Source organism: Pseudophaeobacter profundi (assembly GCF_029697505.1).
Taxonomy (GTDB): domain Bacteria; phylum Pseudomonadota; class Alphaproteobacteria; order Rhodobacterales; family Rhodobacteraceae; genus Pseudophaeobacter; species Pseudophaeobacter profundi.
Map to the genome: position 1 here is coordinate 471,084 of NZ_JARJEF010000002.1, position 24,616 is coordinate 495,699.

General features: G+C 60.5%; 25 protein-coding genes and 1 tRNA gene. 13 read left to right on the forward strand and 13 right to left on the reverse strand.

The features are described from left to right. Nucleotides 1-33: 33 nt before the first annotated feature. The gene (locus tag P2081_RS05415; protein ID WP_278921847.1) at nucleotides 34-966 is read right to left on the reverse strand and encodes a DMT family transporter; all 933 of its coding nucleotides are present in this window, start codon (nucleotides 964-966) and stop codon (nucleotides 34-36) included. 320 nt (nucleotides 967-1,286) lie between these two features. Next, on the reverse strand, nucleotides 1,287-1,712 hold the full coding sequence (locus tag P2081_RS05420) for a Fur family transcriptional regulator (RefSeq protein WP_278921848.1): 426 nt from the start codon (nucleotides 1,710-1,712) through the stop codon (nucleotides 1,287-1,289). Between the two features lie 369 nt (nucleotides 1,713-2,081). On the opposite strand from P2081_RS05420, the gene P2081_RS05425 reads away from it, so the two are divergent. Continuing rightward, nucleotides 2,082-3,389 carry a DEAD/DEAH box helicase gene (locus P2081_RS05425; RefSeq protein WP_278921849.1) on the forward strand — a complete coding sequence of 436 codons (1,308 nt, stop codon included), beginning with the start codon at nucleotides 2,082-2,084 and terminating at the stop codon, nucleotides 3,387-3,389. Nucleotides 3,390-3,498: 109 nt separating this feature from the next. Here P2081_RS05425 and P2081_RS05430 read toward each other — a convergent pair whose 3' ends face one another. Next, nucleotides 3,499-4,917, reverse strand: coding sequence for a protein adenylyltransferase SelO (locus P2081_RS05430; protein ID WP_278921850.1), 1,419 nt, complete (start codon nucleotides 4,915-4,917; stop codon nucleotides 3,499-3,501). Nucleotides 4,918-4,988: 71 nt separating this feature from the next. Between P2081_RS05430 and P2081_RS05435 the strand changes: the two genes are divergently transcribed. Then, entirely contained in the window at nucleotides 4,989-5,408 is a 420-nt protein-coding gene (locus tag P2081_RS05435; RefSeq protein WP_278921851.1) for a cupin domain-containing protein, read from the forward strand. A gap of 47 nt (nucleotides 5,409-5,455) precedes the next feature. Here P2081_RS05435 and P2081_RS05440 read toward each other — a convergent pair whose 3' ends face one another. Continuing rightward, nucleotides 5,456-6,565, reverse strand: a complete 1,110-nt coding sequence (locus P2081_RS05440) for an anhydro-N-acetylmuramic acid kinase (protein ID WP_278921852.1) — start codon at nucleotides 6,563-6,565, stop codon at nucleotides 5,456-5,458. Between the two features lie 224 nt (nucleotides 6,566-6,789). Between P2081_RS05440 and tyrS the strand changes: the two genes are divergently transcribed. Next, a complete protein-coding gene (gene tyrS / locus P2081_RS05445; RefSeq protein WP_278921853.1) occupies nucleotides 6,790-8,076 on the forward strand; it encodes a tyrosine--tRNA ligase in 1,287 nt (428 codons plus the stop codon). Between the two features lie 109 nt (nucleotides 8,077-8,185). On the opposite strand, the gene P2081_RS05450 is transcribed toward tyrS, so the two are convergent. Then, on the reverse strand, nucleotides 8,186-8,323 hold the full coding sequence (locus tag P2081_RS05450; RefSeq protein WP_278921854.1) for a hypothetical protein: 138 nt from the start codon (nucleotides 8,321-8,323) through the stop codon (nucleotides 8,186-8,188). 46 nt (nucleotides 8,324-8,369) lie between these two features. Between P2081_RS05450 and P2081_RS05455 the strand changes: the two genes are divergently transcribed. Both P2081_RS05455 and P2081_RS05460 read left to right on the forward strand, forming a co-directional pair. After that, the gene (locus P2081_RS05455; protein ID WP_313790327.1) at nucleotides 8,370-9,314 is read left to right on the forward strand and encodes a GNAT family N-acetyltransferase; all 945 of its coding nucleotides are present in this window, start codon (nucleotides 8,370-8,372) and stop codon (nucleotides 9,312-9,314) included. A gap of 88 nt (nucleotides 9,315-9,402) precedes the next feature. Then, nucleotides 9,403-10,158, forward strand: a complete 756-nt coding sequence (locus tag P2081_RS05460; RefSeq protein WP_278921855.1) for an SDR family NAD(P)-dependent oxidoreductase — start codon at nucleotides 9,403-9,405, stop codon at nucleotides 10,156-10,158. 126 nt (nucleotides 10,159-10,284) lie between these two features. Here P2081_RS05460 and P2081_RS05465 read toward each other — a convergent pair whose 3' ends face one another. The 3 genes from P2081_RS05465 to P2081_RS05475 form a co-directional block, all read right to left on the reverse strand. Then, entirely contained in the window at nucleotides 10,285-12,117 is a 1,833-nt protein-coding gene (locus P2081_RS05465) for an ABC-F family ATP-binding cassette domain-containing protein (protein WP_438826527.1), read from the reverse strand. An 81-nt stretch (nucleotides 12,118-12,198) separates the two neighbouring features. Then, a complete protein-coding gene (locus tag P2081_RS05470; protein WP_278921856.1) occupies nucleotides 12,199-12,999 on the reverse strand; it encodes a GNAT family N-acetyltransferase in 801 nt (266 codons plus the stop codon). Nucleotides 13,000-13,113: 114 nt separating this feature from the next. Beyond that, nucleotides 13,114-13,581 (reverse strand): outer membrane protein assembly factor BamE, encoded by a 468-nt coding sequence (locus P2081_RS05475; protein WP_278921857.1) that lies wholly within the window; start codon nucleotides 13,579-13,581, stop codon nucleotides 13,114-13,116. A 98-nt stretch (nucleotides 13,582-13,679) separates the two neighbouring features. Here P2081_RS05475 and P2081_RS05480 point away from each other — a divergent pair, with 98 nt between their 5' ends. The 8 genes from P2081_RS05480 (at nucleotide 13,680) to P2081_RS05515 (ending at nucleotide 20,041) form a co-directional block, all read left to right on the forward strand. Continuing rightward, nucleotides 13,680-14,222 (forward strand): YceD family protein, encoded by a 543-nt coding sequence (locus tag P2081_RS05480; protein ID WP_278921858.1) that lies wholly within the window; start codon nucleotides 13,680-13,682, stop codon nucleotides 14,220-14,222. A 222-nt stretch (nucleotides 14,223-14,444) separates the two neighbouring features. Beyond that, nucleotides 14,445-14,651: a 50S ribosomal protein L32 gene (gene rpmF, locus P2081_RS05485; RefSeq protein ID WP_027240639.1), complete on the forward strand. Its 207-nt coding sequence runs from the start codon at nucleotides 14,445-14,447 to the stop codon at nucleotides 14,649-14,651. Between the two features lie 39 nt (nucleotides 14,652-14,690). Beyond that, nucleotides 14,691-15,797: a phosphate acyltransferase PlsX gene (gene plsX / locus P2081_RS05490; RefSeq protein ID WP_278921859.1), complete on the forward strand. Its 1,107-nt coding sequence runs from the start codon at nucleotides 14,691-14,693 to the stop codon at nucleotides 15,795-15,797. A gap of 20 nt (nucleotides 15,798-15,817) precedes the next feature. Next, nucleotides 15,818-16,789 carry a beta-ketoacyl-ACP synthase III gene (locus P2081_RS05495; RefSeq protein ID WP_278921860.1) on the forward strand — a complete coding sequence of 324 codons (972 nt, stop codon included), beginning with the start codon at nucleotides 15,818-15,820 and terminating at the stop codon, nucleotides 16,787-16,789. 92 nt (nucleotides 16,790-16,881) lie between these two features. Beyond that, on the forward strand, nucleotides 16,882-17,184 hold the full coding sequence (gene ihfA, locus P2081_RS05500; RefSeq protein WP_278921861.1) for an integration host factor subunit alpha: 303 nt from the start codon (nucleotides 16,882-16,884) through the stop codon (nucleotides 17,182-17,184). A 120-nt stretch (nucleotides 17,185-17,304) separates the two neighbouring features. Continuing rightward, nucleotides 17,305-18,675, forward strand: coding sequence for a MerR family transcriptional regulator (locus tag P2081_RS05505; RefSeq protein WP_278921862.1), 1,371 nt, complete (start codon nucleotides 17,305-17,307; stop codon nucleotides 18,673-18,675). A 76-nt stretch (nucleotides 18,676-18,751) separates the two neighbouring features. Next, nucleotides 18,752-18,828 (forward strand) — tRNA-Pro (locus tag P2081_RS05510). A gap of 133 nt (nucleotides 18,829-18,961) precedes the next feature. After that, entirely contained in the window at nucleotides 18,962-20,041 is a 1,080-nt protein-coding gene (locus P2081_RS05515) for a 2'-deoxycytidine 5'-triphosphate deaminase (RefSeq protein ID WP_278921863.1), read from the forward strand. 37 nt (nucleotides 20,042-20,078) lie between these two features. Here P2081_RS05515 and P2081_RS05520 read toward each other — a convergent pair whose 3' ends face one another. From P2081_RS05520 to P2081_RS05540, 5 genes are all read right to left on the reverse strand, one after another. Next, on the reverse strand, nucleotides 20,079-20,312 hold the full coding sequence (locus tag P2081_RS05520) for a hypothetical protein (protein ID WP_278921864.1): 234 nt from the start codon (nucleotides 20,310-20,312) through the stop codon (nucleotides 20,079-20,081). A gap of 175 nt (nucleotides 20,313-20,487) precedes the next feature. After that, on the reverse strand, nucleotides 20,488-21,162 hold the full coding sequence (scpB, locus tag P2081_RS05525; RefSeq protein ID WP_278921865.1) for an SMC-Scp complex subunit ScpB: 675 nt from the start codon (nucleotides 21,160-21,162) through the stop codon (nucleotides 20,488-20,490). Beyond that, on the reverse strand, nucleotides 21,162-21,959 hold the full coding sequence (locus P2081_RS05530) for a segregation and condensation protein A (RefSeq protein WP_278921866.1): 798 nt from the start codon (nucleotides 21,957-21,959) through the stop codon (nucleotides 21,162-21,164). The genes scpB and P2081_RS05530 overlap by 1 nt, the downstream gene beginning before the upstream one ends. Next, nucleotides 21,952-22,956, reverse strand: a complete 1,005-nt coding sequence (gene nagZ / locus P2081_RS05535) for a beta-N-acetylhexosaminidase (RefSeq protein ID WP_278921867.1) — start codon at nucleotides 22,954-22,956, stop codon at nucleotides 21,952-21,954. Before nagZ ends, P2081_RS05530 begins: the two co-directional genes overlap by 8 nt. Next, nucleotides 22,956-24,575: an SPOR domain-containing protein gene (locus tag P2081_RS05540; RefSeq protein WP_278921868.1), complete on the reverse strand. Its 1,620-nt coding sequence runs from the start codon at nucleotides 24,573-24,575 to the stop codon at nucleotides 22,956-22,958. The genes nagZ and P2081_RS05540 overlap by 1 nt, the downstream gene beginning before the upstream one ends. Nucleotides 24,576-24,616 lie beyond the last annotated feature (41 nt).

The following is a 24,616-nucleotide window of genomic DNA, read 5'->3' on the forward strand; positions in this document are numbered from 1 at the left end:
AGGGCTGACACCCGCATCGCCAGACCGCCCCGGTTACCGCGCCACAACCGCCACGCCATCCCCTGCCGTCGGGCCAGATGCCAGCGCGATTTCACGTGCCATCTCGCGGGCCAGCCGACGTTCACGCACAAAGGTGTAAAGCCCAGAGGCAATGATCAGCGCCGCACCACCAAGCGTCAGCGCATCGGGACGTTCGCCAAAAACAAGCACCCCGACAAGGATCGAAAACAACAGCCGACTATAGCGAAACGGCGTGATCGCCGAGGCATCGCCAATGCGGGTTGCAATCACGATCGCATAATAACCGCCAACGCCGAAGATGATGCCGCCCAGCATCATCAGCGCCTGTGATCCATCCACCGACACCGGGTCTGCGCCTGTCGACAGCAGCAACAGCCCGCCCGCCACAATCAGCGAGGCAAAGGCCTGAAAGCTGACTACCGCAGAGGAAATCGACACATCCACCAGACGTGTCAGCAGATCGCGCGCCGCGATGGCCAGAACCGCAAGCAACACCAGGAAGACAGCAGGGTCAAACCCCGCAAGCCCCGGGCGAACAATCAACAAGACCCCGACAAAGCCCACGCAGATCGCGCTCCAGCGGCGCCAGCCCACCTGTTCGCCCAGAAACAAGGCGGCGCCCATGGTGATGACCAGCGGCAGCGCCTGAAACACCGCCGCAACGGTAGAGATATCCACCAGCGACAGTGCCGTGGCAAAGGCCATGGCCCCGATGGCTTCGGCCAGGGTGCGCAGGATTGCCGGCCCACGCCAGGCTGCGGGCGCAAACAGATTGTCGCGCTTATAAATGGCGGCTACTGCAAAAACCGCCCCCGAACCCGCCCCCAGCATCATCAGAATCTGGCCCACCGGAATATCCCCGGACAGGCGCTTGATAAACATATCTTCCAGCGTGAAGGCCGCCATCGAGGCGATAACCAATAGAATTCCATTGAGATTGTTCATGGGCGTCCTCCTGAAATCGGGCAGGATTTAGATGGCCCCTATGCCCCCTGTTCCCAATGCCCGCACGCGTCTGTCGCCAGGATTTGCGCTGTAGCAATTGCGCCGACGACCCAACCGTGGATGCGGCGAAGCAGCCCCGGCTGCAAGCCTCTTTGCGACAACGGGCGCAACAAGTTGTGGGGTAAGGCATCACATAAATTGATGTACGTCGCGCGATAGCCCTGCAACCCTGGGCAGGTACAGCAAAATCACACTCTCTCTGGGACAGGGGGCTCTACGCTGGGCATTTTTTCCGAGTGAGACGCCCAAGCAATCTGCGGCTACTCTTCGTCGGGTGCCGCGTCCTTCTTCATCGGCACACCATAGAGCTCCAGCTTGTGCCCCTTTAGCCGATAGCCAAGCTTTGCGGCGATTTTTTCCTGCAGCGCCTCGATGTCGGGATCGCAGAATTCAATCACCGCACCGGTGTTGATGTCGATCAGGTGATCATGGTGTTCACGATCCGCATCTTCATATCGCGCCCGCCCATCGCCAAATTCCAGCCGATCCAGAATTCCCGCCTCTTCAAAAAGTTTGACGGTACGATACACGGTTGCAAGGGAAATCCCTGCATCCAGGGCGCTGGCGCGAGCATAGAGTTCTTCCACATCGGGGTGATCCGGGCTGTCTTGCAAGGCACGGGCAATCACCCGGCGCTGACCGGTCATCCGCAGGCCCTTGGCCTCACATCGCGCAATAATCGTCATCACGTATTACTTTCGTCCACTGATCTGGGTTCCCTATGTAGCCAAACAACGCGCCGACGAAAACCGGAATTCCACTCAGACATCGCATTGACTTTGGCGTCAGAACATCCCATGTGGGCTGCAGGTATACTTCCCTGCCGCGTGAGCAGAGACAGCCGAACGCGCAATATGCGCGACAGACCCGCTGTCTAGTGAAGTTCCAAGGTTCCCAAAATCACGCGTGGGGCACTCGCAAATCCCAGTGGCCGGGCAGTCGCCTGTTGCCGCTCGAGGGCTTTGCCCCAACAAAAAGCCAGCGCCTTTTGCGACTGGCACAGACGGCGCATGCCGATGGCTCTGCCATGGCACCGGGCCGCGAAAGGACGATACGTGACTGAATTTTCAACAATGGGCCTGCCCGAACAGGTACTTTCTCGACTGGCTGAAATGGGTCTGAAGGATCCAACGCCAATCCAGGCCCGCGCCATTCCCCATGCACTGAACGGCGAAGATGTGCTGGGTCTGGCCCAGACCGGCACCGGCAAGACCGCCGCCTTTGGCGTGCCGCTGATTGCCCGGATGCTGGACTATGGCCGCAAGCCCGCCGCCCATACAGTGCGTGGCCTGGTACTGGCCCCCACCCGCGAGCTGGCCAACCAGATCGCCGCCACCCTCAAAGCGCTGACCGAAGGCACCCCAATGAAAATTGGCCTGGTGGTTGGTGGCGTCTCGATCAACCCGCAAATCCAGCGGATTTCACGCGGCACCGATATTCTGGTGGCCACCCCTGGCCGCCTGCTCGACATTCTCGACCGCAAAGCGCTGGATCTTGGGTCCTGCGATTTTCTGGTTCTGGACGAGGCCGACCAGATGCTGGATCTGGGCTTCATCCACGCCCTGCGCAAGATCTCGGCGCTGCTGCCAGACGAGCGCCAGACCATGCTGTTTTCGGCCACAATGCCCAAGCAGATGAACGAGATCGCCAATTCCTACCTGCAGCGCCCCGTGCGTATCGAGGTGACGCCTCCGGGCAAGCCCGCCGCCAAGGTGACCCAGTCGGTCCACTTCATCGCCAAGGCCGAAAAGCTGAGCCTGCTGAAGGAACTGCTTGCAGACCACAAGGATGAGCGCACGCTGGTCTTTGGCCGCACCAAACACGGCATGGAAAAGCTAATGAAGACACTGGAGAAATCCGGCTTTTCAGCTGCGGCGATCCATGGCAACAAAAGCCAGGGGCAGCGTGAACGCGCCTTGGCCGCGTTCAAATCCGGCCAGATCAAAGTGCTGGTTGCCACTGATGTGGCCGCCCGCGGACTGGACATTCCTGACGTGAAATATGTCTACAACTACGAACTGCCCAATGTGGCAGATGCCTATGTGCACCGGATTGGCCGGACCGCCCGCGCTGGCAAGGATGGCCAGGCGGTGGCTTTCTGCGCCCCCGATGAGATGGACGAATTGAAGGCAATCCAGAAGGTGATGAAAATCACCATTCCAACTGCCTCTGGCTCCCCATGGGAGGCGATGCCAGATCCTGCTGGTGCGTCCCGTGGTGGTCGCCCCGGTGGAAAACCCGGGGGTGGCAATCGCCGTCGCGGCGGCGGCGGTGGCGGCGGACGCGGCCAATCCCAGGGCGGTGGCGGTGGCGGTGCGCGCTCCGGCGGCAAGCCCGGTGGCCAGCGGCGTCAGGCCACATAGGCCCCACCTGTAAAGGCCTAGGCCAAATGCGATGACCTGAATTAAAAGGCGCGCTGCTCTATGCAGCGCGCCTTTCCTGTTGTCAGTACAATAAAAACCGCCCCACGGATCAGGTGCCGCAAAAGGTCGCCGCGACGACCTCGTTCTCCTGTGGTGGACGGCGCAGATCTTCTGCATCTGCCTGCACCGTGAATGGATTGGCCAGAACCTGTTGCATCCGTTCAAACAAGGAAAGATCCCCGGCCACTGCGTCTGCGATCATCTCTTCGATCCGGTGGTTGCGCGGGATATAAACTGGGTTTGCGGCGCGCATCACCGCCTTTGGATCCTGTTCCTGCGCGCAGCGCTGGCGCCAGCGCCGTTCCCAGCCATCAAAGGCTTCGGGGGCCAGGAACTGATCGCGGGCATCGCCGTCGCCAAGGGCGGCAAAGACATTGGTGAAATCCGCCTGTCCCTGCTCCAACAGCTCCAACAGCTCCGAGATCAGCTCCATATCCGCGTCCTGCGCAGTCTCCAATCCGATTTTACGGCGGAACAGGCGCAGCCACTCGGCCTCAATCAGGGCGGGCATGGCATGTACGATCTCGGTGGCCTCATCCACTGCCTGCTGCGGATCATCCAGCTGCTGAATCAAGGCGGTGGCCAGCTGCGCCAGGTTCCACACCGCAATGCTGGGCTGGTTCGAATAGGCATAGCGCCCCATCCGGTCGATCGAAGAAAACACCTGATCGGCGCGGTAGTGATCCATAAAAGCGCAGGGGCCATAATCAATCGTTTCGCCGGAAATGCTGCTGTTGTCGGTGTTCATCACCCCATGAATAAAGCCCACCGACATCCAGGCGGCGATCAACCTGGCCTGCGCATCGCGTACCGCCCGCAGCAGCCCCATGGGCCCCTGCGCCTGCGGATAGTGGCGGTTGATGGCATAATCGGTCAGCTGGCGCAGCGCTGCGATCTCACCGCGCGCGGCAAACAGCTGAAAGGTGCCTACCCGCAGATGGCTCGCGGCCACGCGGGTTAGCACGGCACCCGGCATCCCGCCTTCGCGCCAGACAGTTTCGCCGGTGGCAACCGCCGCCAGCGCCCGGGTGGTTGGGATCCCGAGTGCGTGCATCGCCTCTGAGATCACATATTCGCGCAACACCGGCCCAAGCCAGGCGCGGCCATCGCCCCGGCGCGAATAGGGCGTGCGCCCCGAACCTTTGAGCTGAATGTCATAGCGCTTGCCATCCTGGCCCAACACTTCGCCCAGCAGAATAGCCCGGCCATCGCCAAGCTGCGGATTATAAGTGCCGAACTGATGCCCGGCATAGGCCTGGGCCAGCGGATCCGCACCACTGGGCATCTGGTTGCCAGCAAAGACCTGTGCCTGTTCCTGCGCGCTGTTGCCAGACACCTGCAACAGATCCGCCAGCGGCTGATTAAAGGCAATCAGCTGCGGCGCGGTCACCGGTTCCGGCAATTGCTTGCTGTAAAAAAGGGGGCCCAGATGGGCATATGTGTTGTCAAAGGGGATGTGCATAACCATAGCGCAAAGATATGCTGCAAATGCAGAATTGCCAGTGCAAATGTACGGCCTGTGTCAATATGAGGAACATCATGACCGCAGATGAAATCATCGCAGAACTGCAGCTCACCCCCCACCCTGAAGGCGGCTGGTACCGTCAGACCTGGGTGGCGAAAAATGCGGGACGTGCCAGCGGCACCTGTATCTATTTTCTGCTGCGCGGCGGTGAAACCAGCCATTGGCACCGGGTCGATGCCACCGAAATCTGGCTCTACCATGCGGGCGCGCCGCTGGTTCTGTCCATGTCGCCAGACGACACCGGCCCGGCGCAGGATCATCTGCTCAGCCCGGATCTGACAAAGGGGCAGCCGCAGCTCATCGTGCCAGAGGGGCACTGGCAGGCTGCGCGCAGCACCGGCGACTACACTTTGGTCAGCTGCACCGTCTCGCCCGGTTTTCAATTCGAAGGTTTTGAGCTTGCCGCGCCGGGTTTCGACATTCCGCGCGGATAGATCTGCCCCTGCGCCCCCTGCAAGCTCCCTGCGCGGGCGCAGGTGGTTCAGCGGTCAGGCATGCTGACCACGCCGCCACCGACACAGGCGCTGACCCCCGTTGTGCCCGGGGCAGAGGTCGCCAGCCCCCGCGCAACCCTCACTGCCAGATAGGCAAAGGCCTGCGCCTCAAGCATATCGCCGTCCAGCCCGACCTCTTCGATCTGTTTCACCGGACAATCAAGCGAGACCTCAAGCATCTGCATCAGGACTGGATTATGACGGCCACCACCGGTCACCAGAACCACCGAGGGCGGCTCGGGGCAATGCTCCATCCCCTGCGCCACAGATGCCGCGCACATGGCCGTCAGGGTCGCAGTGGCATCCGCATCGCTCAGCTCGCCGACAAGATCAATCATTTCAGCAAAATCATTTCGGTCCAATGACTTAGGCGGCATCTTGGTGAAATAAGGCTCTGCCAGGAATAGTTCTAGCGCACCGGTTTCGACCACGCCCTTGCTGGCAATGCGCCCATCCTTGTCAAAGGGCTGCCCCAGACGAGTCTGCATCAGATCATTGATCGGCGCATTGGCTGGCCCGGTATCAAAAGCCAAGAGCGCACCCGCCGCTTCGGGGCTGTCAAAGCGGGGGTCCACATAGGTCAGATTGCCCACCCCGCCGAGGTTTAGAAAGCAAATCGGACCGCTGGCCTTGATGTACTTGGCGCAGGCAAAGTGGAAAAACGGTGCCAGCGGCGCGCCCTCGCCGCCCAGACGCACATCATCGCTGCGAAAATCCCAGACAACCGGCAGGTTCAGCGCCGCTGCCAGCCGGGAGCCATCGCCCACCTGCAGGGTGCCCTGCAGGCGCGGAGCATGGGCCAGGGTCTGACCATGAAAGCCAACTAAATCAACCTCTTCAAACCCGGCAAGCGCAGCCTCATGCGCGGCGTCAACAACACCGGTGGCGGCGATGACCTCGGGCCCGTGCCACAGTCCAAGCGCGGCGCGCAGGGTACTGCGCTCGGCCTCGCTATAGGGGTGATAGCGGCTGGGGCCAAAGCCGTGGATCGACAACCCGTCGGTTTCCACCACCGCGACATCTACCCCATCCAGCGAGGTGCCGCTCATCGCGCCCATTGCGCGCACCACACCCGTCTTGGCGATTGCCTTGCTCATCCTGCGCCTCATCCCTATGGCCTGCTGTCGCGGCCTGCTATTCTACCCTGTTCACGCCCCGTCGCCAGACCTGAAACCACCGATAAATACTCACGGTTTCGTCTGCTGTACATATCGGCCTGCAGGATCGCTGAACACAGCCTGAAATTAGTCGGTAAAACAGGTTCCATGTAACCGATTTGCGGCTTATACACCACGTCGCAAACCAAAAACCGAGGTATACTATGACCTATCACCCCAAATCGGATTTCATCGCAGTCATGATGGAACGCGGCTATCTGGCCGACTGCACCGATTATCAGGGCCTGGACGAGGCGCTGCTAAAGGGGGTTCAGCCTGCCTATATCGGTTATGACGCCACGGCGCAGTCGCTGCACGTCGGGCATCTATTGAACATCATGATGCTGCGCTGGCTGCAAAAGACCGGTCACAAACCGATCACCCTGATGGGCGGCGGCACCACCAAGGTGGGCGACCCCTCGTTCCGCTCGGACGAGCGCCCGCTGCTGGGCCCTGAACAGATCGACGCCAATATCGCAGGGATGAAGAAGGTATTCGCCAACTACCTCACCTATGGTGACGGTGACACCGACGCCCTGATGCTGAACAACGCGGAATGGCTCGACAACCTGAACTACCTCGAGTTTCTGCGCGACATCGGCCGCCATTTCTCGGTGAACCGGATGCTGTCATTTGAGAGCGTGAAATCCCGCCTCGACCGCGAACAGTCGCTGTCGTTCCTGGAATTCAACTACATGATCCTGCAGGCCTATGACTTCATGGAGCTGAACCGCCGCTATGGCTGCACCCTGCAGATGGGCGGATCAGATCAGTGGGGCAATATCGTCAACGGCATCGACCTGACCCGACGGGTGATCGACCATGAGGTCTATGGCCTCACCTCGCCGCTACTTACGACCTCTGATGGTCGCAAGATGGGCAAATCGCAAGGTGGCGCGATCTGGCTCAACGGCGAGATGCTGTCTCCTTATGAGTTCTGGCAGTTCTGGCGCAACACTACCGATGCCGATGTGGGCCGTTTTCTCAAGCTCTATACCGAATTGCCGGTGGACGAATGCGAGCGCCTCGGCGCGCTGCAAGGGTCAGAGGTGAACGCCGCCAAGGTGATCCTGGCCAATGAGGTAACAACCCTGTTGCATGGTGCCGAAGCGGCCAAAACCGCCGAAGCCACTGCGCGCCAGGTCTTTGAACAGGGCGGCGTCGGGGATGACCTGCCCAGCTTTGCGCTCAAGCTTGGGGATCTGAACATCATCGACGGCACAACGCTGGAGCGCGAAGGTCAGTTCCTCTCTGCCCCGGCACTCTTTGTTGAGGCCAAGCTGGCCAAGACCGGCAAGGATGCCAAACGGCTGATCTCTGAAAACGGCGCGCTGATCAACGACGCGCCCGTACGCAAGGATTTCCCCTTTGTAGAAATCAACAGCCTGCGCGCCCAAACCAAGCTGAGCGCTGGCAAAAAGCGCCACGCACTAGTGCAGCTGGTCGATTGATCTACAATCCCGGAACACAAGATATAGAACGGGGCCCTTTGGCCTCGTTTTTTATGGGCTATCGCCGTGTTTGACAGCCCCTTGCCGCCCGTCCAGCGCCGCAGCGCTGCTACCACAGCAACAGATCAATAAGCGTCAGCACCACAAAAACCGGGATCGACAACAGGCTTGCCAGCACAAAAGCGGCGGTCAACGTGGCGCGCGGATTCGGGGCAATGCGCCCAAGGACAGGTTTTGACGTTTTCATGCCTGAATTAACCATGATTTAGGTTTCTGATTGGTAAACAGGGACCATGCTTGACCAACCCCTGCCTGATATGACGCTGACGCCCGCGCCGCTTCCCCCGAAGGGCCTTGCGCCCTTGGCACAGTCTGATGCCTTTTATCGCGCACTGTTGGCAACAGGGCAGGCACCGCTTCGGCTGCCTGAACAGGGCAACATGCTGGTCACCAGGCGTCGCGTTGCCCCCGGCCTTACACTCGCAATGATCAACCGTGCGCGCCATGATGAGATCAAGCATCTGCGCCAAACATTGCGGGACAACGGTCTGGGCCGCACCCCGGTCATATTGTCGCCCGACCACCCCTGCCCCAATCTGATCGAGATCGGCGCCCTGCCGCTGATCAGCCCCGCCGCCGTGGCGCTGCTCGACCTGACACAGCCCGTGGCCATCCGCCATGCGGCCCTGCATCAGAAATGGCGCAACCGCCTGACGCGGGCACAATCCGCTGGGCTACAGGTTCGCCGCCAGACGATGCCGCATGTCCCCAACCACTGGCTGTTCACCGCCGATGCCGCGCAGCAGCGACAGCGCGGTTATCGCAGCTGGCCCACTGCGCTGACCCTGGCCTATGCCAAAGCAAACAAGGGGCAGGCAAAGCTGTTTCAGGCCTTTGAGGGTAGCACACCCATCGCCGCCATCTTGATCCTGCGCCATGGCAACAGCGCCAGCTACCACATCGCCCACGCCACGGCACGAGGCAAGACACTCTCGGCGCATAACCTGCTGATCTGGGAAGCCATGGCGTGGCTTGCGAGCGAGGGCTGCCAACAGCTCGACCTTGGGGTGATCAACACAGAAGAAGCCCCAGGTCTTGCCCGTTTCAAGCTGGGCACAGGGGCGCAGCTGAGTCAGCTGGGCGGCACCTGGCTGCTCTGGCCACCTATGGGGCGACTGCTGCGACCTATCGCGGCGCTGGATCGTGCCCGGATGCGCGCACCATCAGACGCGCCGTAACAAGCCCCGAACAGAGGACGGACTAGACAGGGCAAACAGGTCTGGTAGTTATTGAACAGACGTTCAGATAACCAAGGGACCCGCACTCATGAAACTTTCACAGACCTGCGCCATCATCACCGGGGGCGCATCAGGCCTCGGAGAGGCAACCGCACGCCATTTTGCTGAAAACGGCGCCAAGGTCACCATCCTGGATCGCGACGCCGAACGCGGCGCAGCCGTGGCAGCAGAAATTGGCGGCCATTTTGTTGAAACCGATGTCACCAATGAGGCGTCTGTTACTGCCGCCATCGCCTTTGCGGTGGAAAAGATGGGGCGCATTTCGGCCTGCGTGAACTGCGCTGGCATCGCCTATGGCATCAAGACCATTGGCCGTGACGGTGCGCATCCGCTGGATGCATATCAACGCACAATCGACATCAACCTGGTTGGCACCTTCAATGTCGCCCGCCTGGCCGCAATCGAGATCGCCAAGAACCCCCCCGAAGCCGATGGCGCCCGTGGGGTGATCATCAACACCGCCTCTATCGCTGCCTATGATGGGCAAAAGGGCCAAGCGGCCTACGCGGCCTCCAAGGGAGGCGTGGTTGGCATGTGCCTGCCGATGGCGCGTGACCTGGCGTCCTCGGGGATTCGGGTCATGACCATTGCGCCGGGTATCTTCATGACGCCCATGCTGGCAGGCCTGCCCGAAGAGGTGCAGCAGCAACTGGCTGCAGATGTGCCCAACCCCGTGCGCCTGGGCGACCCGGCGGAATATGGCCGCCTGGCCGGCTTTATCACCGAGATGGGGTATCTCAACGGCGAAGTCATCCGCATTGACGGCGCCCTGCGCATGCGCTGAGGCTGAAACAAACTGGCCCAAACAAAATGGGCAGGCCCGGCAATCACTGTCGGCCTGCCCATCGCCCGAGGGCAAATCAAGATCAAGGTTGGAATTTAACACATTGTTAATTAACAACCTTACCTATCAACCTTCGGATTTCTCCTCAAGCATCATCCATTCTTCTTCGGCAGCGGCGAGCTTCTCTTGCCGTTCCACCATAGCCTCTGTCGCCTTTTTGAATTTCACCGGCTCGCGGGTAAAGAGCGCAGGATCCGCCATTAGCTGTTCCAGCTTGGCAATCTCTTGCTCCAACCGCTCGATCTCTGCTGGCAGGGCCTCTAAGCGGTGCTTTTCCTTAAAGGAGAGCTTGTCCTTGCCGCTGGCTCCGCTGCCTGCGGCACCCTCCTTAGCTTTGGCTCTTTGTCCTTTGTTTTTCTGCGATTTCTCGGCCTTCTCAGCCCCAGGCAGGCCACCGCGCTGGCTGATATAATCGCTCCAACCACCGGCATAGGCGGTCACCTTGCCATCGCCTTCCATGGCGATGGTGGTGGTGGCCACCCGGTCCAGGAAATCACGGTCGTGACTGACCAAAAGCACGGTGCCCTCGTAGCTGTCCAGCAGCTCTTGCAGCAGGTCCAGCGTTTCCACATCCAGATCGTTTGTCGGTTCATCCAGCACCAGCAGGTTGCTTTGCCGCGCCATCAGACGCGCCAGCAAGAGACGCGCCTTTTCACCGCCCGAAAGCGAACGTACCGGCGCGCGGGCCTGGGCCTCGTCAAAGAGGAACTCCTTGAGATAGCCGACCACATGCTTTGGCACGCCGCGCACCATGACCTGATCGGCCTTGCCGGAAATCCCCAGCAGAGGGTCCGAAGTGAGATTTTCCCAAAGCGTCGCATTGGGGTCCAGCTGATCGCGCGTCTGATCGAACAGGGCGATTTCAAGATTGGTTCCCAGCTTGACCGACCCGGCGTCCGGTTCCACCTGCCCCAGCATCAGTTTCAGCAGGGTGGTCTTGCCCGCGCCATTTGGCCCGACAAAAGCCACCCGATCACTGCGCTGAACCTTCAGGGAAAAATCCTGCACAATCTGTTTGTCGCCATAGGCTTTGCTCAACCCGTCGACTTCGATCACCTTACGGCCGGATTTAGGCCCCGCCTCCAGCGCCAGCTCTGCCGCGCCCTGGCGTTTGATCTGGCCGGCGCGCTCGTCCTTTAGCTCGTGCAGGGCACGAACACGGCCCATATTGCGCTTGCGGCGGGCAGAAATGCCTTCAACGGCCCAGCGGCTTTCGCTCTTGATCAGGCGGTTGAGCTTGTGCCGCTGCTGATCTTCTTCTTCCCAGATCTTGTCGCGCCAGGCCTCAAAGCCTTCAAATCCCTTTTCCTGTCGCCGGACCTGGCCCCGATCAACCCACAGCGTTGCCCGCGTCAGCGCCCGCAAGAACGCCCGGTCGTGGCTAATCAGTACATAGGCGGCGCGGGTAGATTTCAGTTCGGACTCAAGCCAGGTGATGGCCTCGATATCCAAATGGTTCGTCGGCTCGTCCAGCAGCATCAGATCCGGCGCTTCGGCCATCAACTTGGCCAAGGCTGCCCGGCGTTTCTCCCCGCCTGAGGCGGTGGCAACCGGGCGGTCGGGATCAAATTTCAGCCCCTCACCGGCGCGCTCTACCTTGTAGAGTTCGCCCGGGTCGAGTTCCGAGGCGGCAAATTCGCCAAGGGTGGCAAACCCGCCCATCTGCGGGTCCTGCTCCATATAGCCGACCGAGCGGCCAGACGGCACCACTAGGCTGCCGGTGTCGGCTTCAACAAGCCCTGCCATCACCTTCATAAGGGTGGATTTTCCCGATCCGTTGCGGCCAACAAGGGCAACACGGTCGCCAGGTTGCACCACCAGATCCAGGTCTGAAAAGATGGGATCGCCGCCAAAGGTGAGGGAGATACCGGTCATCTGTAAAAGAGGAATACGTGCCATGACAGCCAGCTAAACCGCGACGGGCCTGAGGTCAACGCTCCGCGCCATTGTTGGGTCGAAACGCCAGATCAGTGCCACGGTTCAGTGCCCTTGTGTGATCGCCCGCAGCAGGCGCTGTCGTACCCTCGGCACCCCGTCGACCTCCAGCCCCGTGAAAACATGGCAGGTGCCCAGGTCATGGTCGACCACCAGATGGTCGCTGACCCGCCCCCCCATTGCCAGATAGCTGCGCAACAGTGGCGGAAGTTGTGCCTGCGCCGCGTGCAGATCCGTTGCGGCCAGCGCGGCACGGCCCTGCAAGACCTGCGCAAACCCAAGCGCCCGAGGCGATTTTGCTCCCGGCCCCCAAGACAGCGGCGCCAGATACCGCTGCTGCAAGAGCGAAAAAGCATCCAGATAGGCGCCAGGATCGGTGCCGGTAAACGAGGTGCAGCCAAAAAGCAGACCAACATCGTGGCGATCTACCAACAGCGCCACCGCGCCCCAGGCAAAGCGCACAACATCCGCATCCCGGCAATCCGGGTCGATACAAAAGCGCCCCAACTCCATCACGGCGCCATCGCGGCTGGAAATATTTGCAAGATCATAGAATTGCGCCGAATAGCTCTTGTCGATCTGCGCGCCATTCGGCAGCAGCAAGCTGCGAAAATAGCCGACAGGCTCGGCGGTGCGGTCGTGTTCGATCAGGATATGCTGGCACACAGCATCATAGGCATCGCCGTCCAGCCCATCGGTTTGGAAACACCGGCTGCGCAGCTGCCGGGCCGCCATCAAATCCTGCGCCCCGATGGCAAAACGCGCACGGTAGCCGCTGCGCTGCAACAGCAGATTTTCTTTGCCCCCGCACATACCGGAAGGCCGCCCCAAACCTGTCTCAGCCACCCTGCAGGCTCCTTCTGCCAAGGCAAAGCCTGCCGGGGGTGAGGCGAGGTTCAGGCAAGGAATGACCCAGGGTGAAATCCATTCAGTCGCCCCCCGGATCCAAAACCCTGCCGTTTATTCGACAAACGAGCCAGGCGAGAAGTTCCCAAGGCTGCCAAGCAGCTGTCGCAGGAATGTCTTGTCCTGCACGCTGGAACTGGTGACGCGCCGCTCAAGCGGAATCACCCGCCCGTCTTCCAGGCTGTAGTGTTCGACACCGGAAACCACATTCTTGTCATCAAAACTGATCGCCACCAGGGAACGCGACACCGGTTTGGTTGCGCTCACCCCGCGGGTGCGCATCAGGGTCGCGACATAGTAGTAACCGCCATCGTTCAAAACGCCCGATGCGCCTGGCTCACCAATGGTTTCCGCAACAGAATCCTTGGTATCCACGCCAACGACCACCTCGGCCAATTGCTCTGAGGTCGGCACGTAGCCATGTTTCTGGTAGATCGCGGAGCAGGCTGTGAGGGCTGCGGCTGCAAGCACCCAGGCAGCGTATTTCCCCACCGATTTCAGCCTATTTTTCTGTGCATTCATCATCTTCCCCACACCACTGTCTCGCCTCTGGCTTGAACACGCCTTGGAACCCGATTACCTAATGCAAGCCTCCTGTTCAAGAAACGAAAGTTCTAACCATGACTGATAGCACCGCCCTGAGGGTGTCCGAACTGCCACAGAACAGGGCCACCACCTTTGATCTGAGCCCCGATACAGCAAGTCTGAAGGCCCTTGCCGATGAACTTGATATCAAGGCCCTGCGAAAGCTGCGCTTTACCGGCACGATCAGCACCAAGGGGCGGCACGATTGGCAGCTTAGTGCGCATCTGGGTGCCACCGTTCAGCAGGACTGCGTTGTGACACTGGAACCTGTCACCACCCGAATCGATGAAAAGGTCGAACGCTTTTTTGTCTCTGACTTCTCTGAACCCGATGATCCAGAGGTAGAAATGGTCGCGGATGAACGGATCGAACCGCTTGGCGAGACAATTGATCCGCATGCGGTGATGATCGAGGCGCTATCGCTGCTGATTCCCGCCTATCCGCGCAAGGAAGGTGCCGAGCTGGAAGAAACTGTCTATAGTCAACCTGGGGTTATCCCCCTGCGCGACGAAGACACCAAACCTTTTGCTGGACTCGCGTCCTTGAAGAAACAACTGTCGCCAGAAGATAAGGGTTAAAAAACTCGAAAATAGTGGTTTTGCGGGTGGCATCGGCCGCCCGACTGGCCTAAAAAACAGCTTGCGCCGTCGGAGATTCTAAGTATTTTCGCGCGCTCATCGAAATTTTTGGTTGGACATCGGAGAGGCTGCGGCCTAAACGCTCGCCTACCGATCAAGACGATTAAATGTGAAACGCGCCGCGGGCATGACCCCAAGGCCCCAAAATACGAAGGTTGAGACATGGCCGTCCAACAGAATAAAGTATCCAAGTCGCGCCGCAACAACCGCCGCGCGCACGATGCTCTGGTTGCTGCAAATCCAAACGAATGTTCAAGCTGCGGCGAACTGAAGCGTCCCCACCACGTCTGCCCCTCCTGCGGCAACTATGACAGCAAAGAAATTGTTGCCATGAATGACGACGTCGAAATCGACGAAGACGCGGCATAAGATCGCGACGATCACACATCTTGCGGGGCGGACTTTTGCATGACGGGTAAACCCGATCAATCAGTGACAAAAGCCGACCGCATTGTGATCTCGGTTGACGCCATGGGCGGAGACGCCGGCCCTGCTGTTGTGGTGGCCGGCCTTGCCATGTCTGCGGAAAAGAATCCCCAGCTGGGGTTTCTGCTGCATGGCCCCGCCGATGAGTTGACCCCCCTGGTCAATAAACGTCGCATCCTGCAGGGGCGGGTAGAAGTGCGTGATGCCCAAAAGGTTGTCACGATGGACGACAAGCCCAGCCAGGTGATGCGCAATGGCAAGGGCACCTCTATGTGGTCCACTCTAGAGGCGGTCAAACAGGGTGAGGCCGCCGGCGCCGTTTCTTGTGGCAATACCGGGGCGCTGATGGCGCTGTCGATGCTGCGTCTGCGCAAGATGCCAGGCGTCAATCGCCCGGCCATCGCCATCCTGTGGCCCTCGCGCAATCCGCAGGGGTTCAACGTGATGCTGGATGTCGGCGCCGATGTGCGCGCCGATGCACAGGATCTGTTGCAATATGCCCTGATGGGCACCTCTTACGTGCGCAATTCCATGAATATTCGCCGCCCTCGTGTGGGCCTGCTGAATGTGGGCACCGAGGAACACAAAGGCCACGCCGAGCTGAAAGAGGCCCATGCCCTGATCGCAGCCCAGGCCGCCACGGCAGATTATGACTTTGTCGGCTTTGTCGAAGGCAGCGACATTCCTGGCGATGCGGTTGATCTGATCGTCACCGATGGGTTCACCGGAAATGTCGCCATTAAAACCGGCGAAGGCACGGCAGGCATGCTGCGCAGCGCCCTGCGTGAAGCTTTCGAATATTCGATTTTGTCACGCATTGCTGCGGTACTTGCCTATACGTCGCTGGCACGGCTGGCCAAACGGCTGGATCCCCGCCACGTCAATGGTGGCGTCTTTTTGGGCCTGAACGGCACAGTGGTCAAATCCCACGGCGGCGCAGACGCCACAGGCGTTTCCGCAGCGGTCAAGCTCGCATTCCTGCTGGCCCAGCAGGGCTTTGCAGAAAAGCTGGCTGCGCGGGTTGCATCTGCCGTCGAGCTTACCCAAGATGGTAATCTCACCTCGGATGGCGAACATCCCTCCAAATAATTCCAAAAGGCAGGCAAAGAATGACGCGACGCGCAGTAGTGGTTGGCACAGGACATTATCTCCCTGAGCGGGTCGTGGAAAACGCCGAGTTCGAGGCCTCTCTGGATACCAGCGACGAATGGATTCGTTCGCGCTCTGGCATTGAACGGCGTCATTTTGCTGCCGAAGGCGAAACCACCTCTGATATGGCCACTGCCGCGGCGCTCAATGCGCTGAAAGACGCCGACCTGGATGTGTCGGATGTGGATGCCATTGTCCTGGCGACCTCGACGGCGGATCTGACCTTTCCCTCTGCGGCGACCATGGTGCAGGCCAATCTGGGCATGACCAACGGCTTTGCCTTTGATGTGCAGGCCGTCTGCGCCGGTTTTGTCTATGCGCTGACCAATGCCAACGCGCTGATCCTATCCGGCCAGGCAAACCGGGTCCTGGTCATCGGGTCTGAAACCTTCAGCCGCATCATGGATTGGACCGACCGCTCTACCTGCGTGCTGTTTGGCGATGGCGCGGGTGCCTTGGTGCTGGAAGCCCAAGACCAGCCAGGCGACACGGATGATCGCGGCATTCTTTCAACCGATCTCAATTCCGATGGTCGCTATAAAGATCTGCTCTATGTGGATGGCGGCGTCGCGACCCAAAATACCGGTCACCTACGGATGCAGGGCAACCAGGTTTTTCGCCATGCCGTAGAAAAGCTGGCAAAGACAGCCCAAACCGCGCTGGAGCGTGCTGATCTGACAACCGCCGATGTCGATTGGATTGTGCCACATCAGGCAAATATCCGCATTATTCAAGGCACTGCCAAAAAGATGGGCCTGTCTATGGACAATGTGGTGGTGACCGTGCAGGACCACGGAAACACCTCTGCAGCCTCTATTCCGCTGGCGCTCTCAGTTGGCAAATCACGCGGTCAAATCAAGCCCGGAGACCTGATCGTCACCGAGGCAATTGGCGGTGGCTTGGCCTGGGGCGCGGTGGTGTTGCGCTGGTAGCCTATGAGCCGGGAAACAAGCCGGCTGCAATTCATTGATATTGACAGGGAAATTCCCCTGCCCCTATGATTTGACAAACAATGGGGATTAGCATGGGCGAAAAAACTCTTACACGAATGGATCTGAGCGAAGCTGTCTTCCGTGAAGTCGGCCTGTCTCGAAACGAAAGTGCGCAGCTGGTAGAGAGCATGTTGCAACACATGTCCGATGCCTTGGTGAAGGGCGAACAAGTCAAGATTTCATCTTTTGGCACCTTCAGCGTGCGGGATAAATCTGCCCGCGTTGGCCGCAATCCCAAAACCGGAGAGGAAGTCCCGATTCAGCCCCGCCGCGTGCTTACCTTCCGCCCGTCGCACCTGATGAAGGACCGGGTGGCAGACGGCAACCGCAAGTAACGCTGCGCGGCTGCGCCACACGACGGATACAGATACGGCCTACCCTGTCTGCTCCGGGGCTCCGGGTAGGACCAGGTTAAACACGCTCGTCCCAGAGCAAAGATCATTGGAACCATCAAGATGTCAAAATCAGCAGACGCTTTTCGCACGATCAGCGAAGTCGCGGACTGGCTCGGCGTGCAGGCCCATGTTTTGCGCTTTTGGGAAAGCAAATTCACACAGATCAAGCCGGTAAAACGGGCCGGTGGGCGGCGCTATTACCGGCCTGCCGACATGTTGCTTTTGGGTGGCATCCGAAAACTTCTGCATACAGATGGCCTGTCGATCAAAGATGTGCAGGCAATCCTGCGTGATCTTGGCATTGGCCATGTCAGCCAGCTGTCCCATGGGCTGGACGCGGATGGGCCGCCATCCGAGGAGGCAGGTTCCACCACTGCTGCCGCCACTGCTGGGAATAGCGCAGAATCAGATACCGCCCCCCCCATAGCCGCAGCAACCCCGCCCGAAAGGGCGGCGAACCTGGGCGATGAAGCTCAGACGCGTGCCCCGTCTGAGACGGTCAGCCCCCCCTTTACCCCTTCCACGCATACAGAATGGGCGCGTCTCTCCGAAGCATCCACATCCAAGGCAACCACAACCAATGATGCCTCGGAACCAAGGTCAGTCGCCGGGAAAATGCCTGATGTCACGCCCGCCCCCGTTGGGGCAGAGCCAGTATCGTCGGCTGCCGAAACTGAACAGATGGATATGCTGCTCGATACGCCTGCCCCTGCTGCGCCCGCGTCGCCAGAGCCAGAGCCAGAGCCAGAACCCTCTATCACAGAGCCACCCAAGCAGCCGCTGCACGACTCGTCGGCAGCCTCGGAACCAGCCGCAATGCCAGCCGCTGTTGAAGGTGCGCCCCTAGAATCTGCACCACAAGACGGCGGTGCAGAGGCACCGGTGCCTGATGGCCACTCCGAACCAGCCGAGGCCCCCCTGGACAGCACAGCCATGCAGCCCGGCGCCCCAGCGGCCCAACCGATCGAAGCGCCTGCTGCCGAGACCGTCTTGCCAATTCTTGATGTAGAACCGGACTCTGACACTTCGCCCCGGCCTGGCAGCCCCGTTTTTGACAGCCCGGCCGCTGATGCAGTAGCGCCAGACAGCCTGGCAGCTGAACCAGATCCTGTGGACCATGACAGCGCCGCCGCTGCGGCAGCAGTGGATGCGCCAAATCTGGACCCGATGGCAGAGGCGGACGCCGCAGTAGCAGAGCAAGAGACTGCTCCTGTCCAGGATCAGCCGCAAGCGCAGGGGCTGGACAACGCGCCATCTGATGTGCCTCTACAGGGTGACCTGGTACTTGGTGCCGCAACAGAGCAGCTGCCGCCCTCGCCGTTTGCCGATGTGCTGATCTTGCTGGCGCAAACCAAGTCTTTACCAGCGCATGTACAAGACGAGGCCGCAGTCTGCCTGAACGAACTGCGCGCAATCGCGTCGCAACGCTAAAATAATCGCCGGACAGGAAAAAAACCGAAATTACCCCCTTGCCCCTGCCGCGAAATACAGTAGAACCCGTCCTCAGCGGGCTATGGCGCAGCCTGGTAGCGCGTCCGTCTGGGGGACGGAAGGTCGCAGGTTCGAGTCCTGCTAGCCCGACCAAAAACCGTCTGAGTGTTCATCACTCAGGCGGTTTTTTGCTTTTCCTTTCTTAGCCTTGCAAGGTTTTGCAAAATCTCTTGATTGCTGCTATCGCTTGGCATATCGGCAGCCCCGACCAAAAGGAAAATGGATCATGACCGGCGTTCTCCCCAGCCAAGCCATTGAGCAGATGTTTGCCCGAGCTGAGATCACCAGCCCGATCCCGCTGGTCGAAGGGCAGATCCAGCCCGCCAGTCTTGATTTGCGGCTGGGTACGGTTGCCTTCCGGGTGCGTGCCTCTTTTCTCGCCGGCAAGGACTGCAGTGTTGCCAATCGCATCAGCGAATTTGAGATGCACCGCATTGACCTGTCGGATGGCGCCGTGCTGGAAAAGGGCTGCGTCTATCTGGTGCCCCTGATGGAGGCGCTCTGCCTGCCCGATGGCATTTCTGCGGTGGCCAACGCCAAAAGCTCAACCGGGAGGCTGGACCTGTTGACCCGTACCATCACGGATGGCGGGGTTGAATTTGACCGCATCAAACCGGGCTATTCCGGACCACTCTATGCCGAGATCTGCCCGCGCTCTTTCTCGGTGCTGGTGCGCCCTGGCATGCGGTTGAACCAGATCCGGTTCCGCCAGGGCCAGGCCGTCCTGACGGACGATGAACTGGCGGAACTGCACGCCCAAAGCCCGCTGGTGGATGGCACAGCAGTGATCGAGGACGGCTTAGGCTTTTCGGTCGATCTGCGGCTGCCGGGCACCGATCTGGTGGGATACCGTGCCAAGCCCCATACCGGGGTCATTGATTTGGATCGCATCGGCGAATACGATCCGCAGGACTACTGGGAGGAAGTGCACAGCACCTCTGGCCGCATCATCCTGGACCCTGGTGCCTTTTACATTCTGGTCAGCCGCGAATCGGTACAGATTCCCCCTGCCTATGCCGCAGAGATGGCCCCCTATCTTGCCATGGTCGGTGAATTCCGGGTGCATTATGCCGGCTTCTTTGATCCCGGTTTTGGCCATGATGCGGCGGGCGGCAGTGGCTCTCGCGGGGTGCTGGAGGTGCGCTGCCACGAGGCTCCCTTTGTATTGGAACATGGCCAGGTGGTGGGCCGCCTGGTCTATGAACGTATGGCCAGCCTGCCAGAGCAGCTCTATGGTGCCGACATTGCGTCGAACTATCAGGGCCAGGGGCTGAAACTGTCCAAGCACTTTAAATCACCGCAATAATTTTGCGGCGGCCGTCAGCGTGGTGCCAAGGGCAGGATTACCCCTGCTGATTGCGCTTTGCCCGGCGTGCCTGCCGGATGGCGCGAATCCGGTCGCGTTCAGCCCGCGCCTCTGCCTCGGCGGGTGTTTCAATCCGGTCATCAGAGGCAGCGTGGCGCCCACGGCGCCGTTTTCGCCCTGAAAACGCGCCAAGGCCCGCATCAACCCCGGCATTCACGGCCTTCCCCAGCAGGCGGCGTATCACCATTTTCACGATCATATCGAGGTTCATCCCGGCTCTCCTGTGTTCGGCTCAAGCCCCATGTCCGGGCTGGCTCTGCCTGACGGCGTTCCCTCCGACCTAACAAGCAAATCGGGCAATTCCTTGACGCAGCCAACCACCTTTGGGGATCGTCTTAGGCCCAAAGCAAGCCGCGCAAGGCGGGTGCCGTTTTGCACGCCACGCCCTAGTCGCCAAACAGCTCCGGCTGCTCGCCCATCTCGCTGTCCTCATCGCTCCCCTCGCCCATGGGAAGCGATCCGGGCGGTGGTCTGTTTTCCAGCAATCCAGCGGCGCGTAGCTCTTTCAACCCGGGCAGATCACGGGCACTTTCAAGGCCAAAGTGATCCAGAAACACCGGCGTCACCACAAAGGTAACTGGCCGCCCTGGTGTCATCCTGCGGCGGCCAATGCGGATCCATTCCATCTCAAGCAGTTGGTCAACGGTGCCGCGCGACACCGACACGCCGCGAATCTCTTCGATCTCGGCCCGGGTCACTGGCTGATGATAGGCAATGATCGCCAGGGTCTCGATCGCCGCCCGGCTGAGCTTGCGGGTCTCGACGATCTCTTTTTGCATCAAAAAGCCAAGGTCAGGTGCAGTGCGGATGGCCCAGGCATCACCGACGCGAACAACCCGCACTCCGCGCCCCTCATACCGTTTGCGCAGATGCTCAATGGCGGCGCGTGGATCGCAGCCATGCGGCATCCGCGATTCGAGATCACGCAGGGTGACAGGGGTGGCACTGGCAAACAGCACCGCCTCGACCATGCGTTCCTGTTCGGCAATGGGAGGCGCGTCAAACAGGCTGTCGCTGTCCTGCGGCGGCTCTGGCGTATTGTGGGCGGTCGGGGTCTCCATCAAGGGTCCTCATCCAGGCTGCGCAGTTGAATAGGCGCAAAATTATCGCTTTGACGGATTTCCAGCCGCCCCTCTTTGACCAGTTGCAACGAGGCCGCAAAGGTCGCCGCCGTGGCCGAGCGCCGCTTGACCGGATCCTTGTGCCAGCCATCCGGCAGATAGCTGAGCATATCGGTCCAACTGCCGGTAAAGCCGATGAGAGCGCGCATCCGCTCCAAGGCCTCTTCCATGGTAAAGACACTGTCGCGATCCATCACAAAGGGGCGAAAGTCATCCTTGGTACGGATACGGGCATAGCCCTGCATCAGATCCAGCAGATTGGCAGAATAGGTGACAGTGCGAATGCGCTGAACATCCTGATTCTGGCCGCGGGAAAAGAAATCGCGCCCCAACTGATCGCGCCCCATCAACCGGGCCGCCGCATCGCGCATCGCTTGCAGACGTTCCAGCTGAAAAGCAAGATGCGCCGCCAGTTCGGCCCCGGAAGGCCCCTCCTCGCTGGGATCAGGCGGCAAGAGCAGTCGGGATTTCAGATAGGCAAGCCAAGCCGCCATCACCAGATAATCCGCCGCCAGCTCAATCCGCAGTTCCTTGGCGTGGTCTACAAATGTCAGATACTGACGCGCCAATTCCAGGACAGAAATTCGCCGCAGATCCACCTTTTGGGTGCGCGACAGCGTCAGCAACAGATCAAGCGGGCCCTCATATCCGTCGACATCAACAATAAGCGCCTCGGCCGCCAGCCGTTCTTCGACCGATTGCGCGGTGACCTCGTGAAACAGATTTTGTTCAGACATAGACCTTTCCGCTCATCAAGGCGGTAAGTTCGGCTTCAACAGCCTCTGTGTCAAGCGGCTTGGGCGGCAGCCGCTGTGCCAGGGCCGCTGCGGCACGGGCCTGCCCCTTCGCATCCATTTCGCCTGCGGCCTCGGCTACCGCGCGGCGGGCGTCCAGCGGGGCATTGCAATAAAGCACAAGATCGCAGCCTGCGGCACGGGCGGCGGCGGCATTCTCAGCCGGAGCGCCAGCCAGTGCCTTCATAGAGATATCATCCGTCATTATCAGCCCGTCAAAGCCAATGTCGCGCCGGATCATCCCCATCACAGTATCCGAGATCGTTGCAGGCTGACTGTCCAGCGCCTGATAGACCAGATGCGCCGTCATCCCCAGCGGCAAGTCGCGCAGCGCCTGAAAGACGGCAAAATCCTGCGCCTGCAGTTCAGCCAGTGGGGCAGCGACGCGTGGCAGGTCTTTGTGGCTGTCCGCGGTGGCCCGGCCATGGCCGGGAATGTGCTTCAGCACTGGCAGGACCCCGCCATCCAGATGGGCATTTGCAACTGCGCGCGCCAGACGCGCCACCTGTTCGACACTGTCGCCATAACAACGGTTCTTGAGGAAAGGATGGGTCTGCGCAGTCAGCAAATCAGCGACCGGGGCGCAGTTGCTATCGACCCCAAGCGCGTGCAGTTCAGCAGCAATCAGGCGATAACGCAGATAAAGCGCCCGTTCGGCCCCCGGACCGGCCTGTATCACATGATCCAGTGGCGCCATCCAGTTGCGCGCCAGCGGGCTGCGCAGGCGCTGTACCCGTCCGCCTTCTTGATCAATGGTGATCAGACAGTTCCGACCCACCGCATCGCGCAGCTCTTGACACAGGGCCCGCAGCTGCGGCGCGCTTTCGATATTGCGGGCAAAAAGGATAAAGCCAAAAGGATCGGCATCGCGGAAAAACGCCTTCTCGGCCGCGGTCAGTACCAGCCCTTCGGCATCCAGAATGGTTGCGCCCACCGCCATCAGCGGGTTGTCACAGGAATGCAGTCGGCCTTGCCCGCGACCAGAGTGGAACAAAAGCGGCGCGCGTCAGACAGCCCTTCAAAGCCCATGGCGCGCAACCGGTAAAAGGTACGCCCACCGCTTTCAGCGCGCTGAATCACCCGCGTCTTGCCTTCTAGGTAATCTTCAAAGCGGGCATAGATCCGATCCCATTCGGCCCGGGCCACTTCAGCGCTTTCATAGGCGCCTAGCTGGGCCAGACGCGTGCCCGGCTCCAGGCTCTTGGGATCGGCCTCTGGGGTGGTCCGTGCAGCCGCAGGGCTGGCAGAGGCCGTAGCAGCCGGGCTAAAACGCGCCGGGCGCAGGTTGGGCCGCAGCGACACCTTGACGCCGGGGGCGTTCAACAGGGCCGAAGACGGCGCAGTTGCCGTACCAATGGCCGCGATTTCAACGGGTTTCAGCGGAGCTGGCTGCACAATCGCAGGTGCCGCTGCGGCAGCGGTCTCCTGGGCAGAGCCAAGCGGCTGGACCCCATCGGTGAGCTCCGCCACCAGGGAATCAATATCGCCATTCCGGTAGGCCGTAACCGAGGCCTCTGAAATCTTTGCCTCTGCCTCCGCTGCGGCCTGATTTATCTCTTGCGGCGGCAAATCCGCCTCTGGCGCGGTCAGCCGCGACATCGGCTGGTCATCCTGTGCCAGTTCAATGGGTTTCGGCGCCAGCGTCAGCCGGTCGGCGGGGGCTTCCGCAGTGCCATTGGCGGCAACTGAATTCACGGCAAGCCCTTGGTTATCTGCCTGACGGCCACCAGGATTATCAGGCTGCGCCCGCATCGGGCCTTCGACTGCCCGCACAACCGGTACACCGCTGACATCACGCATAACCAGCTGATAGCCCCAGGTCCCAATCCCGATCACCAATGCCAATGAGGCCGCCGCACCAAGCAGGCTGGCGGTGCGGCCCATGCTGGTGCCCGGGTTGGCGGGGGATGTCACATAGTCGGCATCGCCATAGCCGTCTTGCGCGGTCTCTTGTGCATAATCGTAGCCATAGCTTTGGGAAGCCGCGCCACCATAGGCGTCGTGGTCATCGCTGCCGGGACCGCTATAGGCCAGGTCATGGTAGCCTTGATCCCGCGTGGTGTTCAGCGGCTGCGCGTTTACCGCCGGGCTGTCCTGCAGGGGATGGTTTTGATTGGGAAAGGTCTGGCTGGCATAGCCTTCGCCGGGAAACGCCTGATCAATGGCATGCTGGCCACCATAGCTTTGCGCGCCAATGCCGGGAACGCTGTAGTCATCGCTGACGTAGTCCTGCAATCTTGGCTGGGCCTGCTGACCAGCAGAAAAGGCAACCGGATCAACAGAGGCCCTGCCCCGGCCCAGATCATGACCGGCTTCGCTTGCCGCATAGTTTGAATAAAGATCGGGGCCTTCCGCCGGAAACGGGCTGGCCGCAGAGGCACGCAGCGCCGCCGGGGCGGGACGCGTCATCTGCGGCTGCACGCTGGCCATTGGACCAGCCTGACCACCCACTGCCCCGGCTGAAGTGCGCGCCGGGCCAAATTGATCAGAAGCCCCCTCGTCGCGGGTGCTATCGTGGGAATAGGGCTGACCAGAGCCCGCCTGCGCAAAATACGCCATAATCCGCCTCACTGCCCATGCAATCGGCGCGCCAAAACTCG

Excerpts from the sequence above, each read along its gene's own strand:
- P2081_RS05495 (WP_278921860.1), top strand. The coding sequence starts at position 15,818 with ATGACGCGACGCGCAGTAGTGGTTGGCACAGGACATTATCTCCCTGAG.
- P2081_RS05540 (WP_278921868.1), bottom strand. The coding sequence starts at position 24,575 with ATGGCGTATTTTGCGCAGGCGGGCTCTGGTCAGCCCTATTCCCACGAT.
- plsX (WP_278921859.1), top strand. The coding sequence starts at position 14,691 with ATGACGGGTAAACCCGATCAATCAGTGACAAAAGCCGACCGCATTGTG.
- P2081_RS05505 (WP_278921862.1), top strand. The coding sequence starts at position 17,305 with ATGTCAAAATCAGCAGACGCTTTTCGCACGATCAGCGAAGTCGCGGAC.
- P2081_RS05420 (WP_278921848.1), bottom strand. The coding sequence starts at position 1,712 with ATGACGATTATTGCGCGATGTGAGGCCAAGGGCCTGCGGATGACCGGT.
- P2081_RS05530 (WP_278921866.1), bottom strand. The coding sequence starts at position 21,959 with ATGTCTGAACAAAATCTGTTTCACGAGGTCACCGCGCAATCGGTCGAA.
- P2081_RS05430 (WP_278921850.1), bottom strand. The coding sequence starts at position 4,917 with ATGGTTATGCACATCCCCTTTGACAACACATATGCCCATCTGGGCCCC.
- P2081_RS05435 (WP_278921851.1), top strand. The coding sequence starts at position 4,989 with ATGACCGCAGATGAAATCATCGCAGAACTGCAGCTCACCCCCCACCCT.
- P2081_RS05415 (WP_278921847.1), bottom strand. The coding sequence starts at position 966 with ATGAACAATCTCAATGGAATTCTATTGGTTATCGCCTCGATGGCGGCC.
- tyrS (WP_278921853.1), top strand. The coding sequence starts at position 6,790 with ATGACCTATCACCCCAAATCGGATTTCATCGCAGTCATGATGGAACGC.
- P2081_RS05460 (WP_278921855.1), top strand. The coding sequence starts at position 9,403 with ATGAAACTTTCACAGACCTGCGCCATCATCACCGGGGGCGCATCAGGC.
- P2081_RS05465 (WP_438826527.1), bottom strand. The coding sequence starts at position 12,117 with ATGGCACGTATTCCTCTTTTACAGATGACCGGTATCTCCCTCACCTTT.
- P2081_RS05515 (WP_278921863.1), top strand. The coding sequence starts at position 18,962 with ATGACCGGCGTTCTCCCCAGCCAAGCCATTGAGCAGATGTTTGCCCGA.
- P2081_RS05480 (WP_278921858.1), top strand. The coding sequence starts at position 13,680 with ATGACTGATAGCACCGCCCTGAGGGTGTCCGAACTGCCACAGAACAGG.
- rpmF (WP_027240639.1), top strand. The coding sequence starts at position 14,445 with ATGGCCGTCCAACAGAATAAAGTATCCAAGTCGCGCCGCAACAACCGC.
- nagZ (WP_278921867.1), bottom strand. The coding sequence starts at position 22,956 with ATGGCGGTGGGCGCAACCATTCTGGATGCCGAAGGGCTGGTACTGACC.
- P2081_RS05520 (WP_278921864.1), bottom strand. The coding sequence starts at position 20,312 with ATGAACCTCGATATGATCGTGAAAATGGTGATACGCCGCCTGCTGGGG.
- P2081_RS05475 (WP_278921857.1), bottom strand. The coding sequence starts at position 13,581 with ATGAATGCACAGAAAAATAGGCTGAAATCGGTGGGGAAATACGCTGCC.
- P2081_RS05450 (WP_278921854.1), bottom strand. The coding sequence starts at position 8,323 with ATGAAAACGTCAAAACCTGTCCTTGGGCGCATTGCCCCGAATCCGCGC.
- P2081_RS05440 (WP_278921852.1), bottom strand. The coding sequence starts at position 6,565 with ATGAGCAAGGCAATCGCCAAGACGGGTGTGGTGCGCGCAATGGGCGCG.
- scpB (WP_278921865.1), bottom strand. The coding sequence starts at position 21,162 with ATGGAGACCCCGACCGCCCACAATACGCCAGAGCCGCCGCAGGACAGC.
- ihfA (WP_278921861.1), top strand. The coding sequence starts at position 16,882 with ATGGGCGAAAAAACTCTTACACGAATGGATCTGAGCGAAGCTGTCTTC.
- P2081_RS05455 (WP_313790327.1), top strand. The coding sequence starts at position 8,370 with ATGCTTGACCAACCCCTGCCTGATATGACGCTGACGCCCGCGCCGCTT.